General features: G+C 59.0%; 12 protein-coding genes. 3 read left to right on the top strand and 9 right to left on the bottom strand.

The genetic code is table 11. From position 1 onward, the window contains the following. Window positions 1-284: 284 nt before the first annotated feature. Window positions 285-812, top strand: coding sequence for a nuclear transport factor 2 family protein (locus tag AC1VVM_RS15235; RefSeq protein ID WP_482955399.1), 528 nt, complete (start codon window positions 285-287; stop codon window positions 810-812). 101 nt (window positions 813-913) lie between these two features. Here the strand turns inward: AC1VVM_RS15235 and AC1VVM_RS15240 are convergent, their stop codons facing one another. The 4 genes from AC1VVM_RS15240 to AC1VVM_RS15255 all read right to left on the bottom strand — a co-directional run bounded on the left by AC1VVM_RS15240 (window position 914) and on the right by AC1VVM_RS15255 (window position 8,896). After that, window positions 914-3,445, bottom strand: coding sequence for a TonB-dependent receptor (locus AC1VVM_RS15240; protein ID WP_482955400.1), 2,532 nt, complete (start codon window positions 3,443-3,445; stop codon window positions 914-916). Between the two features lie 578 nt (window positions 3,446-4,023). Beyond that, window positions 4,024-6,216 carry a TonB-dependent receptor gene (locus AC1VVM_RS15245; RefSeq protein ID WP_482955401.1) on the bottom strand — a complete coding sequence of 731 codons (2,193 nt, stop codon included), beginning with the start codon at window positions 6,214-6,216 and terminating at the stop codon, window positions 4,024-4,026. 200 nt (window positions 6,217-6,416) lie between these two features. Continuing rightward, window positions 6,417-6,896 carry a nuclear transport factor 2 family protein gene (locus tag AC1VVM_RS15250; RefSeq protein ID WP_482955402.1) on the bottom strand — a complete coding sequence of 160 codons (480 nt, stop codon included), beginning with the start codon at window positions 6,894-6,896 and terminating at the stop codon, window positions 6,417-6,419. Window positions 6,897-6,907: 11 nt separating this feature from the next. Continuing rightward, the gene (locus AC1VVM_RS15255; RefSeq protein ID WP_482955403.1) at window positions 6,908-8,896 is read right to left on the bottom strand and encodes a flavin-containing monooxygenase; all 1,989 of its coding nucleotides are present in this window, start codon (window positions 8,894-8,896) and stop codon (window positions 6,908-6,910) included. Window positions 8,897-9,085: 189 nt separating this feature from the next. Here AC1VVM_RS15255 and AC1VVM_RS15260 point away from each other — a divergent pair, with 189 nt between their 5' ends. Next, window positions 9,086-10,552, top strand: coding sequence for an aldehyde dehydrogenase family protein (locus AC1VVM_RS15260; RefSeq protein WP_482955404.1), 1,467 nt, complete (start codon window positions 9,086-9,088; stop codon window positions 10,550-10,552). 39 nt (window positions 10,553-10,591) lie between these two features. Here AC1VVM_RS15260 and AC1VVM_RS15265 read toward each other — a convergent pair whose 3' ends face one another. The 5 genes from AC1VVM_RS15265 to AC1VVM_RS15285 all read right to left on the bottom strand — a co-directional run bounded on the left by AC1VVM_RS15265 (window position 10,592) and on the right by AC1VVM_RS15285 (window position 14,280). Beyond that, window positions 10,592-11,032, bottom strand: a complete 441-nt coding sequence (locus tag AC1VVM_RS15265; RefSeq protein WP_482955405.1) for a nuclear transport factor 2 family protein — start codon at window positions 11,030-11,032, stop codon at window positions 10,592-10,594. Window positions 11,033-11,078: 46 nt separating this feature from the next. After that, window positions 11,079-12,008, bottom strand: coding sequence for an electron transfer flavoprotein subunit alpha/FixB family protein (locus AC1VVM_RS15270; protein ID WP_482955406.1), 930 nt, complete (start codon window positions 12,006-12,008; stop codon window positions 11,079-11,081). After that, window positions 12,008-12,766, bottom strand: a complete 759-nt coding sequence (locus AC1VVM_RS15275) for an electron transfer flavoprotein subunit beta/FixA family protein (RefSeq protein WP_482955407.1) — start codon at window positions 12,764-12,766, stop codon at window positions 12,008-12,010. Before AC1VVM_RS15275 ends, AC1VVM_RS15270 begins: the two co-directional genes overlap by 1 nt. A gap of 106 nt (window positions 12,767-12,872) precedes the next feature. Then, window positions 12,873-13,154: a ferredoxin gene (locus AC1VVM_RS15280; RefSeq protein ID WP_482955408.1), complete on the bottom strand. Its 282-nt coding sequence runs from the start codon at window positions 13,152-13,154 to the stop codon at window positions 12,873-12,875. Continuing rightward, window positions 13,108-14,280 carry a cytochrome P450 gene (locus AC1VVM_RS15285; RefSeq protein WP_482955409.1) on the bottom strand — a complete coding sequence of 391 codons (1,173 nt, stop codon included), beginning with the start codon at window positions 14,278-14,280 and terminating at the stop codon, window positions 13,108-13,110. The genes AC1VVM_RS15280 and AC1VVM_RS15285 overlap by 47 nt, the downstream gene beginning before the upstream one ends. Window positions 14,281-14,805: 525 nt before the next feature. Here AC1VVM_RS15285 and AC1VVM_RS15290 point away from each other — a divergent pair. Further along, the gene (locus AC1VVM_RS15290) at window positions 14,806-15,624 is read left to right on the top strand and encodes a helix-turn-helix domain-containing protein (RefSeq protein ID WP_482955410.1); all 819 of its coding nucleotides are present in this window, start codon (window positions 14,806-14,808) and stop codon (window positions 15,622-15,624) included. Window positions 15,625-15,636 lie beyond the last annotated feature (12 nt).

A 15,636-nucleotide genomic window follows, 5' to 3' on the forward strand; every position in this document is an offset into this window, starting at 1 on the left:
TCCCATCCCCCTATGCCTTGCTACGCTTCACACGCTCGCCAACCACTTTCGGCACGGATCGATCACGGTCAATCGCGAGCCCAGAGAACTTGCCATATAGTGAAAATTCTGGATCGATTGCCGTCGCGCTTCGCACCCACCCCTGTAGTCTCGACATCACCGACGGGCGATGCAGCTCAGGCTCGCGGGATTGCAATTCGCGAGCGAAGGACTGTCATCCGGACGAGCGCCGGAAGCCGACGTGAAACAGGCCAAAAGTGCCGCGTTAGGAGAGGTGAAAATCAATGGACATGCGCATTCAGGAGATGCTGGATCACTACGAGATCCGCAAAACCCTCGCCGAATATTGCCACGCCTGCGACCGCGCCGATGAGGGCCTGATGCTGGGTGTCTATACAGGCGACGAAGCGTGGGACGACCATGGACACGTCAAGGCCAGGGCACCCGAGTACTGCCGCATCATGACAGAGTTGATGCACGAAAGGACCGAGGCCATTTCCCACATACTGGGTCAATCGCTCATCAAGGTGGATGGCGAACGGGCCGGAGCCGAGACCTTCTTCCTCGCGTTCATGCGCCTGCCGGGCAAGGACGGCGAAAGAGATCGCATGAACCAGCTCGTCGGGCGCTTTGTAGACGATCTCGAGCGGATCGATGGCAGGTGGCGGATCGCAAAGCGCATTTGCGTGCGTGACACCTCGATGACGAGTTACGTCGAACGTGACGACTATGCTGCTTATGGCTTCGTCCAAGGCGGCCGCGATGCGACCGATCCCGGAGCTGCTATAATCGGTATCGCGCACAGGTCGTGAATTAATGAAGGGGCGCCGCTCCCTCAAGCGACGCCCCCTCCCCGTTCCTGTCGCCGGCTCGGGCGTTGTTCGCCGGCGACAGGGCAGATAGTTCCCGGAACTTACCGGCCGAACGTATACTTCAGGCGCACGCCATACATGCGGGGCTGCCCCAACAGGATGAAATCAGCGCCCGTCGAAGACAGACCGTTGGTCGAGGCGACCCAGTACTTTTCCTTCGTGACGTTGGTCGCGAAGAGAGAGAGGTCGACGGGCGCGTTGAACATGTCCTTCCAGGTCAGATTGAGGTTAAGCAAATCCGTCGACGGGAGATGACCCGGATTGAACGGAATGATTCCGGCTGCGTAAGTCGCGTCCGCCGAATGGGAGTAATACTGACTATCGGTGTGGATGAACGTGGCCGAAACCGTCATCGCTCCGATCTTGTCGCCAAAGTCGTGTGTGTAGGCCCCGTTCAGGGTTACACGGTTCTTCGGTGCAAGCGGCAGTTGCTCTCCCTTGGCGGGGAACTTGGCCGAGGCGCAATCGAACGCGGCCGCGGCGCAGTCCGGAAGTGAAGCGCCCACCACCTTGGCGTCGAGGTAGGCGTAGCCCAGGTCGAACCGTAATCCGGGAAGCGGCTCAATCGAAGTATCGACCTCGATGCCCTTGATGTGCGAACTGCCAACGTTGAAGACGCCATTGAGTCCCACCGGCGCGGGCGCGGTGCACTGCGGATTTGCAGGCCCGGCGATGCAGGCAGGAACCGTCACGGAGAGCTGCTGGTCGGTGAAGAAGTTATAGAAGCCCGCAATGTTGAATGAACCTGGCACCGAACCACGCCATGAAGTCTTCGCGCCCAGTTCAATCGTATCGACCTTTTCCGGATCCCACGTTGGCTGCACTTCGGGCATCCGGTAGGTATATCCCGTCACATTGATGCCGCCTGCACGGTAACCGCGCGCATACTTGCCGTAGAGCAAGATGTCGCTCGTGGGCTTGTAATCGAGACCGACCAGCCAGGTGGGTCGGCTCGATTGCTGGTTGAACGAAAGCGCGCAGGCCCGATTCGTAAGGAGTTCGCTACCTGAACGTGCCGGCGTTGCAGCCTGGGTACAGGAGTAAAGCGCGGGTCCCGTCGGAGTGGGAAGAACCGTGATGTTGTCGGACTTGGCGCCCACCTTGTCCCAGCTATAGCGGAAGCCCGCTGTAAAGCTTAGCTGCTCCGTGAGCTTGTACGAAGCCTGCGCGTAGAGGCCGTAGTTCCTGAAGCTGTAGTCCTGCCGTGCGACGTTGACGAAGCCGCTGGAGCACTTGAACGAGTATGCATCCGAGCAATAGCCGGCGTAGAGTGGGGAATACTGTTCGCCGTGTCCCAGCGGATCGCTGATTTCCATGTAACCGCCGGTCTGCCAGTCGAGGTGCGAATCCATCGAGAGGCCCTGAAGGCGCAGTTCTTGCACGAAAGTGCTGCTGTCGCCCTGCGGGCCGCGCAGGCCGCGCAGGACCACAGCGAATGGCGGGTTGCGAAGCCCCAGCCCCACGGTCGGATTGGCAGGTGCCAGGTCGCCCGAAATGTTGAACGAGGAAGCTTCCCTCGACTGCGCATAGCTGGTGATGCTCTTGATCGTCACGGAATCCGACGCACGCCACGTCAGAGTGTTGATGATCTGCCAATTTTCGATCAGTTCGAGTGGGTCCGCAACGCTGTTTGTCACATCGTAGTAGCCCAGGTTGTTCTGTTCACGCGCGGCGAGCTGAGCACATTGGGCGGCACGGATCGGATTGTTCGCGCCGTCAGCGGGAGTTCCAGTGTTGGATTGATTGCAGACCGCGATCCGCCCAACCACGCCGTTCGTCTTGGAATGCGCGTAGGTCGCTATCAGATAATCTTCGAGATCGGGCGTCAGGTCGGCGACGAGGCTGGCGCGCAGCGCCAGATAATTGACATTGTTGAAGTCGTCCGGCCCGATCCCCGAGACGTTGTGCAACCAGCCATCGCGCTTGTTGCGGTCGACACCCAGGCGGACCTTCATCGTGTCGTTGACGGGAATGTTGAGGACCGCCTCGACTTCCTTCTGATCGTAATTTCCGTATGTGCCCTGGATGTAGCCTTCGAGCGCATCCGTCGGGCGCTGCGGGACCAGCAGGATTGCACCGCCGGTCGAATTGCGTCCGAATAGCGTCCCTTGCGGACCTTTTAGAACCTGAAGATTCTGCAGATCGAACAGCGAGCCGGGCCCGGCCCCGTTGCCGCCTGTTGTCGCGACCTGGAGGCGCGGTGCCACAACTTCGGCGAAGTAGATCGCCACGGAAGGCGCAGTATTTGGTTCCTGGGTGAAGCCACGGATCGCGAACGAAGCTTTTTCAGGGCCAAAACGCGTATTTGTCGTCAGCGATGGAGTGTAGGTGGCGAGGTCCGCAGTGCTCTTGATGTTGCGGGTTTCGAGCTGCTCCTGGTTATAGACCGTAATCGAAATCGGCACGTCCTGGAGGCGCTCCTCGACGCGGCGTGCCGTGACGATGATGTCGCCGGGGTTTACGGTCTCGTTTGCGTTCCGGTCGTCCTCGGCCGCATATACGGCCGGCGATGCCGCCAGTGCTGCGAGGCTTGCAGACACCAAGAATGCTCGACGAATGGTCGTGGGCTTCATTCTACTCCCCCTTCCAACATGGGCCGCCCGTCTTGACGACTTGAGCGGAACTGTTGCGGTTCTTTGTTTCGCTTGTTTAATTCTCAGACGAGATCAGCCTTTTCATGGACGCTTCGTCATCGAACCCGCGGAGCGTGCTCGCGGCCACACCACGCGACAATGAGAAAACGCATGAATTTCCATCATGTGGAATTTTCGATTTTACATTGAGGTTTGTCGGAGGGTCTATTTTTGAAGGCGCTTCCGGAGGCTGGGCTCCTCAGCGCGAATTCCCCACCCGATCTCTCGAGATCCCGGGCGCAATAACGAAATCCACAGAAGTCCGGGATACGAGCGCAATCCACTTTGCCTCATCGCCTGCCATTTGCTGCGAATCGATTCTCGACAACACCCCATCCATGACATCAAGCGAATGGTAACTCCCCTACGGGACTACGGCGCAGCCAACGGCGATACAATGCAGAATCAAAATTTGTTGCCGCATTGTAAAATTGACGTTCCGAAGCAGCAACATCGCGAATTGGGCGAACAATCTCGATACCACCGCTTCGGATCACATCATTTAGATCTACCTGCCTTCAGAAATGCACACTAAGCTCCGCCCCGTATGCAATAGGAGAGTTGTATGTCGCGCCAATACTGAAATTATTGTACTGCACTTGGTTCTTGTAGCGACGGTTCGTCAAATTGTCGCCATAGACTGCCACAGTGTAGTGATCACTCGGGTCCGTCCATTGTGCACGCAACGAAAGAATCTCGTATCCGTTCTGCGGGAATTGCGTTCCCGAAGGACCGAAATAGAATTTAGACGTGTAGTAGAGGTTACCGGAAAGTGCGAATTCGCCGCCTGCTATTTCCGTATGATAGCGGCCGCCGACATTACCCGAGAATGCCGGCGCATGCTGCATTGGCACATCTCGCAAAGTGACCTGTTCCTGGTAGAAGCTCGCACCTGCACTGCAGGCAGCAGGATCGAAGTTCTGAACACAGCTAGTGTATAGCGGCGCATCGAAGCGTTTGTAGCGGGCGTGCGTCCAGGTCGCTCCGGCGTTGAGGTCGACGTGCGCATCGACCCTGGCCTGTATCTGACCTTCCAGGCCGTAAATTTCAGATGTTGCGGCGTTCAGGATTTTCGCCGAGGGCGGATTGCCCGTGAACAGCGAGACCTGAAGGTTGCGATAGTCATAGTAGAAGCCGGCGAATTCGGCGGAAATGACCCGATTGTCAAACTTGTAGCCGACCTCGAATGCATCAATGGTCTCCGGGGCAACCGGATTGCCGGTGGAACCACCTACGTCGAGCATGCCTGCCTTGTAGCCGCGATTGTAAGAAGCATAGATGCTCGAGCGGTCGTCGGGCTTGTAGCGCAAAACCACGCGCGGCGTGACGTGCTCACCCTTGACCGCGTCGGCCTGTTCTTTCGTCACCGGAACTATGATGCCGCTGAACGAGGGCGCGATGTAATACGCATCATCGATCTGGTCATGACTTAGACGCGCGCCCGCTGTGACGAACCATTTGGGCGAAAGCTCATAGGTCAAGTCGACGTAGCCCGCCGCCGTGCGCGTCGTTGTCCCCGAGCCTGTCACCTGCACCCGCGTCGGATAGTCATTATCGAGGTAGAAGCGCCAGATATCCTTGTTCGAGAAATAGAACAGGCCCGCGGTCCACTGCAGGCGAGGGCCAGGTTTGGACGTAAGAAGCAGCTCCTGACTGAATGTCTTGTCAGCCACGGTGAAACCGCCGGAAAAGATCACCGCGGAGGACCGGTCGAGGTCCTGATTGAGATCGCTATCCTCCTGGCGATACTGGGTATACGATGTCAGGTTGGCGAAGCCGAGATCTGCTTTAACCGTGCCCTGGTAGACGTTGGAGGTTGTGCGGACGAAAGGCATGACATCCCCCACCCAGTCGTTGCGACCTGTGGTGTAAGTCCCGCCAAGAGCGGCAAGGAGCGCGGGCATAGGGGCAGTGATTCCGAGCTCCGGATCGTCGAATGGCACCGCTAGGTTGGGCGTCGGGTCGTCGAGGTGACTGTGCGAATACCGCAGGAGGACCGAAACGTCGCTCGTCAGGTCGGCCTTCAGCCCGGTGCGAACTGACCAGGACTCATGGCGCCCAACCGTGTCGCTACCGGTCGTCAGATCCGTCTGAAATCCGTCGCCGTGACGGTAGGATCCTTCCACGTCCATCGCCACGCCAGACGCAAGTCCCGTGGTCGCATAACCCTGAAGCTTCAGTTCGTTGAACCTGCCGTAGGAAATCTTTCCGGTGGCCGATGTTTCCTCGCTCGGATCCACTGATTGGATCAGGATTGCGCCGCCTGTTGTATTACGGCCGAACAGCGTCCCCTGCGGCCCCTTGAGAACCTGGATGCTGCTGACACTGAGGAGATCGAAGTCAGCGGCCAGCGAATTCTGAGAATAAAAGCCGTCGACATAAATGCCGACATTAGAGCCAACACCCGAGCTTGTTACTGCGGTTCCGATGCCGCGGATCGAGGGCTGGACGAAGGCGTTCTGCTTGTCGAAACGAAGCGCAGGAGTAACCCTTCCGATATCCCCGAGCGATTGGACATTTGCTGTCGTCAACTGCGCCTGGTCGAGCGTGGTAACTGTAATCGGAACATCGACCTGCCTTTCCTGCCTGCGCTGCGCGGTAACGATGATTTCGCTTCGCAGTGAAGTATCATCCTGCTGCGCATATGCCGCCGGCGCACTTGCCAATCCAGCCGAGGCAAGCAGCACGAGCCTCATCATGGGATAGCCCATCGTCCATTCCCTCCCCTGTAGCGCGCAAGTTGATCTCGCGCTGCGTAACTTCAGCCGGTTCAGCGGGCACTTCTTTCACCCCATTCCCAGCTATGCTCAGGAGTGCGTAGTCCAGATCGCACATTCAACGAGGATGGCCAGATCGTCCCACATTGTAGCAGCAAGCGCCCGATCTCAGGCCGCACCGCATTGGGCAATCTTCATACCAAAGGCCGCAACAGAAATGACTCAATAAACGGCGGGAACTCGTTTAGCTGCGTAGCAGGCAGGACGGCGCGGTATTGCAATGTGAACCGCCTATTCGAGAAACGCCAACCCTCGCCCGATCTTCGAAACTCGTCTTCGTAAATACCGAAGATCAAATTGACGACGTCGTGATCGAGCGCGCGATTGAACTCCATCACGCTGCTGCGTGACCGGGCCACGTCGCCTTCGATTTCGATCAGGCCACCTTCACCTCGTTGGTGGAGGTAGGAAAACCCTTCCACCGTCCGCGCAAATCCGCTGACGATGGCGTCATGGCCAACACGTGGTTCACCGCCAGCAATGATGACGACCGCATCGGCGACAAACAGCTCCCGAAGGGCTTCGGCGTCCTTTCGACTGACGATATCCGCATAATTGGCAAGCAATCGCCGGATCACCCACTCGTCGCGCAGTGTCTGAAGCATTTTGTCCATCCGGGCTGCCCTCAGGCTAACGCCAGGCCTGCGAACGTGCCTTCGTCTCGCCAATTCACCAAGAGTTCTTCGAAGGCGTACCATCCTGGTCCATAGCTGTCGCCAAGGTAGAATTCACCCTTTTCGGCGCCTTCACCGTTGAAGTAACTTGGCGTGCACTCGCGAATGAAAGCGGACTGATCGACGGCAGTTTCCTTTACGTGCCGCACCCAATCGGCTTGCCCGGTCTCAGTCGGTTCGACGCGCAAGGCGCCTTTTTCCCGAGTCTCGCGGATTAGATGCGCGATGTGCTTGCCGTGCTGGCTCATCATCTCGGTGGTCGTCGCATTGAACGCGCTCTGAATGAACCCAGTGAAGAAGAGATTTGGAAAGCCGCTGGTCATCATTCCGTGGAGTGTTTTATAGCCATCACGCCAGTGATCGTAGAGAGAAACTCCGCCAACGCCTTCGATTGCATCCAGGCCCCACCGCCGTTCCAGACCACCGGTCACCTCGAAGCCGCTGGCAAAAATGATGCAGTCAACGTCGTATTGATTCCCGTTCGCCACGAACCCGGTCTCGGTGATCCGCTCGATCCCGCGCGATCCGGAAACATCAACAAGCGAGACATTGGGTCGGTTAAAAGTCGGATAGAACTCATTGTTTGAGGCCGGTCGTTTACACAGGAACCTGTACCAGGGCTTCAGCGCTTCGGCCGTTTCCTTGTCCTCGACGATGTCCTCGACTCGCGCCCGCAGCCGCTCCATCACCTGATAGTCGATGGTCTCCCGTTTTTGCAGGAAGTCGCCGATCGAAGTCTCAGGCCACCCCTCGGCCTCGAGTTCGGCAGAAAGGTTCCGGTTTATCTCAGTCCAGATGTCACAGATCTGGTCGGCTTCACCCTTCAGAAGGCCGAAAATCGCACCGCGCTGGAAGTTTTCTTGGCGCGCTCGCTGCCAGCCACGCTGCTGGCCGTGAAACCAGTCCGGATCGGTCTTCGGGTTCACGCGAACATCGACGGTCGAAGGCGTACGCTGAACAACATAGAGGTGCTTAGCGTACTGGCCCAGATAGGGAACCGCCTGGATTGCCGTTGCACCGGTCCCAACAATGGCGACGCGCTTGTCGCCAAGCCTGTCGAGGACCGGATTGCGGTGCGTGCCCCCGGTATATTCGTGGTCCCATCGGCTGGTGTGGAAAATTTCGCCCTTGAAGCTGCCAATGCCGGGCACGCCCGGGAGCTTGGGCACGTTGAGGAGGCCATTCGCCATGACCACAAAGCGAGCGCGAATGCGATCGCCGCGGTTCGTCTCAATCCGCCAGCGCCCGATGCTCTCGTCCCAATGCAAGGAGCGGGCAAGGGTATGAAACAACGGCTTCTCACCGAGGCCGAACTTGTCGACGATCAGATTGATGTAATCAAGAATCTCAAATCCATCGGCAAACTGGCTTTTCGGCATGTAGCCGGTCTCTTCCAGAAGTGGCAGATAGCAGTACGCATCGTTGTCGCATTGCAATCCCGGATATCGGTTCCAATACCACACCCCGCCCCACCCGCCGGCATGGTCGATGTTGCGAAAGTCAGTAATGCCAGCCTTGTGAAGGTGATAGGCAGCAAGCACGCCTGTCCATCCCGCTCCCAGCACGGCAACCTCGAGATCCTCGTCGATCGCCGCGCGTTCGGCGAAGGGAGTATGAGGATCGCTCTCATAAACTTCCGAAAACCGCCCTCCCTCGGTCCGCTCGTACTGGGCAGCGGCCTCACGCACGATCCGCCTGTCTCGTTCGAACCTATAGCGTTCGCGAAGCGCAGGAATGTCGAATGTTTCAGGTGCGGGTGTGTCGGTTGGCTCGCAGGGCATTCTTGGCGCCTTGTCGTTGATTGTTGGTTCGCACGAAGCTTGAACCTCGACGAATAGGTCAGCGCCGCGAACCATCAACGGCTGAATGCTTGCGATGTCATATTGTGAAAATAACGCCGCAAGCATGCGTCTGCCGCCGCGATCCTCATCCGTCTTCATTTATGCTGCAATGCAGCGATATTCTGCATCATCTGGGCCAGGCGTCTTTCAACCTTTGCGCTCGGGGAAGACACTCGCCGTCGTCACGAGCACTAGAACTTCACAATATGGCACATTTTCCCCCAAGCCCTTCATCTCCCGCCCGCCATTCGCCAGCGTGCCTAAACCTTTGTTCAATGGATTAATGAAATGACGATCCTGCCCGATGCCCTTCTCTACATCGACGGCAAATTGCGCCCGGCCGAAAACGGCAAAACCTACGACACCATCGGCCCCTGGACTGGCGAGGTTGTCGGCCGAGCCGCCGATGCCGGCAAGGCGGACGTAGATGCTGCAATATCCGCTGCGCGGCGGGCCTTCGACACGACAGACTGGTGCCGGGATCCTGCACGCCGCTTCACGCTTGTAAGGCGCCTCTACGACTTGTTCGCTGAGAATCAGGCGCTGCTGGAGGAGATCGCGAGGCACGAAGTGGGCGCACCGTGGGTTGCAGTCCGGCGTGCGCAGGTCGGCAATTGCCTCGACAGCTGGCGCGACCTCATGGAGGTCTATCCGCAAGTTCGTTGGCGCGAAGATTTCGGTGACAAGCAAGTGTCAGGTCTCGTCACGCACCGCGATGTAGTGCGCGAGCCCGTTGGCGTCGTTGGGGCCATCACGCCCTGGAACTTCCCAATGTACATGAATGCGGAAAAGCTTGTCTCGGCCCTTCTCGCTGGTTGCACCGTTGTGCTCAAGCCCGCACCCAACACACCGCTCGCAGGCGCAATCTTTGGAGAGCTGGCCGATCAAGCCGGGTTCCCACCCGGCGTCGTGAACGTGCTCACTTCGAGCGACCCCGCAGCAGCAGGCGAGATGCTGGTGACGGATAAACGTGTCGACCTCATCTCGTTCACCGGATCGACCGGCGTTGGCAAGCGGATCATGCGCGAGGGTGCCGAGACGTTAAAACGCATGTTCCTCGAACTTGGCGGGAAGTCGGCCGCGATCATCCTCGACGATACACCGGATTTCGCTAGGGTCGTCGCAAGTTCCATTCTCGTCTTTCACGCCGGACAGGGTTGCGCGGTGCAATCCCGCCTGCTGGTTCCCCGCCACCGCTACGAAGAGGCCAAGGCTGTTCTGCGAGCATCCTATGCCGGCTTCTCCGACAAGTGGGGGCATTTCGACGATCCTGCCTGCGTTATGGGACCGGTAATCTCAGAGCGTCAGCGCGACCGGGTGCTGGGATATGTCAAAACCGGGCTCGAGGAAGGCGCAACCCTGCTTGCCGGCGGCAATGTTCGCCCAGACCTCGGCAGCGGATGGTTCATCGAGCCGACCTGCTTCGTCGATGTCACCAACGACATGCGGATTGCCCGGGAAGAAATCTTTGGCCCCGTACTCGTCGTCATTCCTTTCGACGACGATGAGGATGCCATCCGCATCGCCAACGACAGCGACTACGGATTGTCGGGAAGCGTGTGGTCGGGTGATGAAGTTCGCGCGAATGCAGTTGCGGCACGGCTTCGAACGGGATCGGTCAGTATCAATGGCGGTCTTCCGGTCCACGGCGACCTTCCCTTCGGCGGCTTCAAGCAGAGCGGTATCGGCCGCGCCTGGGGCGTCGAAGGCATCGAGGAATATCTCGAAACCAAGGTCATCGGCAGACGGATCTGAAGACAATGGAGCGGGGTCGCTGGTTCTGCGACCCCGCGGTCACTTCACAGGCGCAAAATCAATTCGCACTATCTGCCAGGCACCGCCCACCTTTCGGAATTGGTCGGAATACCGGCCCGCCAGTTCGATCGGGCCGGCCTCATCTTTGCGCCGGATTTTCACAAGCACGTTCCATTCTCCGGTCGCGTGCTCCCCATTGACGACGATCAGCGGCGTCGACGTCGCATGCCAGACCCATTGCGCGGCAGGAGCAACGTCTTCGATGATGAACCGGATGAAATTATGCTTGGAAGTAAAGCTGACCGCACCATAGTCGGCAGTGAAATCGTTATGGAGCACTCGCTCAAGAAGTTGCCGGCTGATAAGTGCATCAGAGGCCGGCGCGTCGCTTGCACGGCAATAGAGCGCCTTGACATGCGCGATCTCCATCACCGCCACGGGATCGCGGTCGCCGCAGAACAACTCATCTTCTTCGGTCACGAACGACTTCCTTCAATCATTGCTCCGCATCTGACCGTCTTCCCCCTCAAACCGCCGAGGTGAGTTCCGGCACAGCGCTGAACAGATCCGCCACCAGACCGACGTCGGCGACCTGGAAGATCGGGGCGTCCTCGTCCTTGTTGATGGCGATGATTGTCTTGGAGTCCTTCATGCCCGCAAGGTGCTGGATCGCGCCCGAGATGCCGACCGCGATGTAGACTTCGGGAGCCACGATCTTGCCGGTCTGGCCGACCTGATAGTCGTTCGGCACGTAACCCGCATCGACCGCAGCGCGCGAAGCGCCGACGGCAGCGCCGAGCTTGTCGGCGAGCGGCATGATGTACTGTTCGAACGTCTCCGAGTCCTTCAGCGCGCGGCCGCCCGAGACGATCACCTTGGCGCTGGTCAGTTCCGGACGTTCGGACTTCGCGAGTTCGGCACCCATGAAGCTGGAAAGGCCCGCATCACCGGCACCGGCGACGTCTTCGATGGCAGCCGAACCACCCTCGGCAGCGGCCTTCTCGAAGGCGGTGCCGCGCACGGTGATCACCAGCTTGGCATCGCTCGATTCCACGGTGGCGATGGCGTTGCCGGCGTAGATCGGACGCGTGAAGGTCTTCTCGCCCTCGACCGAGAGGATGTCCGACAGCTGCATCACGTCGAGCAGCGCGGCAACGCGCGGGGCGACGTTCTTGCCGGTGGTAGTGGCGGGCGCCAGGAACGCGTCGTGGTGGCCCATCAGTTCCACGATCAGCGGCGCGACGTTTTCGGCCAGCGCGTGTTCGTAGGCGGCGTTGTCGGCCACGTGGACCTTGGCGACGCCGGCGATCTTCGCGGCAGCCTCGGCAGCGGCACGGCAGCCGGAACCGGCAACCAGCAGGTGAACTTCACCCAGCTTGGCGGCAGCGGTGACGGTGTGGAGCGTTGCGTCCTTGACCGACGCGTTGTCGTGTTCGACCCAAACGAGCGTCTTCATTAGGCGACTCCCAGTTCCTTGAGCTTGGCTACCAGCGCATCGACATCGGCAACCTTGACGCCGGCGACACGCACGGGCGGCTCTGAGACCTTGAGGGTTTTGAGGCGCGGAGCGATGTCGACGCCGTAATCGGCGGCGGTCTTCACATCGAGCTGCTTCTTCTTCGCCTTCATGATGTTCGGCAGCGAAGCGTAGCGCGGTTCGTTGAGGCGCAGGTCGGTGGTGACGATCGCAGGCAGCGAAAGCTTCACGGTCTCCAGACCGCCATCGACTTCGCGCGTCACGGCAACGTGATCACCGTCGATCTCGACCTTGCTGGCGAAGGTGCCCTGCGGGCGGCCGGTGAGGGCAGCGAGCATCTGGCCGGTCTGGTTCGAATCGTCGTCGATCGCCTGCTTGCCGAGGATCACGAGGCCCGGATTCTCTTCGGCAACGATCGCCTTGAGGATCTTGGCGACGGCCAGCGGCTCAACCTCTGGGCCAGAATCACTTGGGGTCTCGATGAGGATCGCACGGTCTGCACCCATGGCGAGTGCGGTGCGCAGCGTATCCTGCGCCTTGGCCGGGCCGACCGAGACGGCAACGATCTCTTCAGCCTTGCCCGCTTCCTTGATGCGGATAGCTTCTTCGACCGCGATCTCGTCGAACGGATTCATGCTCATCTTGACGTTGGCCAGGTCAACGCCCGTGCCGTCCGCCTTTACGCGCGGCTTCACGTTGTAATCGATCACCCGCTTAACGGGGACGAGGATCTTCATCTCTCGGCATCCTTCCTCGAATGACTTTGGCTGCGGAAACTCCGCGTCGGGACGCTCATGCCGGGCTCACGAAACGCGCGAGCCCGGCCGCCCGGTAACAGCCGACCTATTTTTTCGGCGGCCAACTGACCGTTTCGTCGTCTTCGATCACGAAGATGATCCGCTCGGGGCAGGACTTGGCGCCGCGGCGCGCGTTCGTCTCATCGCCGCTCATAACCTCGAAACCATCGCTAGCGATGTAACCGTCGTCATCGAGCGGAAAGAGCTTTTCCGAAACGGCCGCGCAGCGGGCGTTTCCGACACAGGCGGCGCGTTCAATTCTGATCTTCATGACGGCCGGCTCACCAGACCAGATGAAGTTCGTCAGGACCGATGACATTGCCGCCATGGTATGTCACCGGCTTTTCCGCATCGATAGAAAAGGCGGGAAGCCGGGCAAGCATTTCCTCGTAAAGCACCTGGAGTTCGATCCGCGCGAGGTGCGATCCCAGGCAGCGATGGGGGCCGGTGCCGAATGCAATGTGCACCTTGTTCTCCCGGGCAATATCGAATTCTTCGGGGTTTGCGAACTCGGCAGGATCGAGGTCGGCCGCCGGAAGGAAGACGAGCGCACGATCGCCCTTCTTCATTGTCGCCCCCTCGAACTCAACATCCTCGATCACGAAGCGGACCGGAACGGTAAAGGTGTAACGACGCAGGATTTCCTCCGCGACATCCGGAACGAGCTTGGGATTGTCCCGCAATTCCTTCTGGAGTTTGGGGTGCGTCGCCAGATGATGCACGCCCAGGCCCATGCCGTTGAAGACCGTATCGAGGCCAGCCAGGAAGAGCATCACGGCATAGTTTTCGATTTCTGCCAAAGTCGCGGGCTTTCCATCGAATTCCGCCTGCCAGAGCATGGAAAGGACATCATCCTGCGGGCTATCGCGGCGATCGATAATTACGTCGCGCATGATGGCCGCCACCTTGCGAAGCCTGACCTGCGTCGCCGAAGGGCTGAGGTCGGCATTCCCGGCAAGATGCTCCGTGACGAGATCGCGGTACTCGCGTTGCCGGTCAACTGGCAGCCCGAAGAGTTTGAGGAAAACCGTAACGGGTAGCGGTTCAGCTACCGCTCCCATGAACTCGCAGCCACCCTCGTCCTTGACCGCTTCGATTAGCTCGACGGCGAGCGCCCGGATGTCCTCCTTGAGCGCGTTCATCGCGCGCGGCGAGAAGACGGTCTGCAAAGGCTGCCTAAACGTTGCATGTTGCGGCGGATCATAGGCGATCGGCGCTGGGATCAGCATCTGCTCGTTTTCCGGCCGCTGAGCATTCATCGCCTTGAGCTGCTCGATCGGAATGGGAGCGTTGGCGAAGATTTCCGGCGACCGCTGCGCCTTGAAAACGGCGGCGTGGCTCTTGAGGAACCACTGTCCCCCGCTGTGCGGGGACCAGAAAACTGGTGGAGCGTCACGCACGATTTCCGCGATGCGTGCGTGAGCATCTTTCTTCAACGCAGCGTCGTTGAACAAGTCGAAATCGTAGACGAGATCGGCCGAAACGTGGGCCGGCTTCGCCACAGGTGCAGCCAATGTGGATGCTTCGGTCATTCATCGCTCCGTATAGTCTGGTCAGTCTTGCGGACGAGGTCCGCACAGGTGATGGCAATTCCAGACAGCACGCAGCGCAATCGCGATCCGATGAACCGGTCGGCAACACCCTGCGCGAGTCCGTTGGAAATCTCCTCGCCGCTGTTGCGCATATGTGGAACCAGGTACACCGCTGATAGCCATTCTATGCCATATTATGAAATCCCTCTGCCTACTCCTCACCCGAACACCCAAACACCCATACGCCCCGACGCCACCTGCTTTCTACATGGGAAAGGCTGAACGATCGATCGAGCCGAACCGGAGGCAAGGAACTTCACAATATGGCAAATATGGGTCGATAGCATTGCTTCAAAACCGGAGCCGCCGACAATTCGGTATCGCTGATGAAGAAGTCCAAAATGGACATCAGACTTTCAGCACGACAATTCCGGCGGGAGACTACAGATGGCCGCACCCTTTTTGTCCGCAAATAAGGCAAAAATCGCCAGGCGGGTTATTGAGATTCTGGAATTTTTCGACGAATGCCATGACGAACTGACCGTCATGGACATCGTCAGAAAATTCAATCGTCCCCAATCAAGCACATCCGAATTGCTCCACTGCCTAGTCGATCTCGGCCTCCTCTATCGCGACCACGAGACTCGCTCGTATCGAATTGCTGCAAGAGCAGCCTTGCTGGGCACAGGCGGACAGCCCGAGCTGGTACGGGATGGCCGGATCGTGCGCCTCCTTGACCACCTCTCAGAGAAAACCGGCGTCACGGTCATATTGACGAGCATGGTTGCAACTGATGCCCAAGTCGTCTCTTGGCGACCGCGACAGGACTATGAGCACGACTGGCGACGCCCTCCTCTCAGCGGGCGCAAGGATGCGCTATTCCGGAGCGCAGCAGGTCTCATGCTACTTTCAACCATGCCGCGAAACCGGCTGGAAGGAATGGTTCGCCGCCTCAATGCGGAAGCAGACGACAGTTCGAAGTTTTCCTTCAGCGAAATGATGGCCCGCATCGAAGAATGCCATCACGAAAGATATGCATTCGGCCCGGCAGGCTTCGGCACGCAGGCTAATGCGCTCAGCGCGTTGCTTCCCGATTACCCGAAGGGGTCTCCGCTGGCGGTCAGCCTGCTCCACACCGACGAGGACGAACTTTTGCCGGATGAATTGCTCACGATCCTGAATGACGCGTTGGAAACTTGTCTTGCGTATCCCATCTCCGCCGAAGTCACAGATTTCAAATTCGATCAGATGGCAAACGCGGCCTGACCGCTCGCGCGA

The organism is Novosphingobium sp. BL-S-33 (assembly GCF_056857025.1).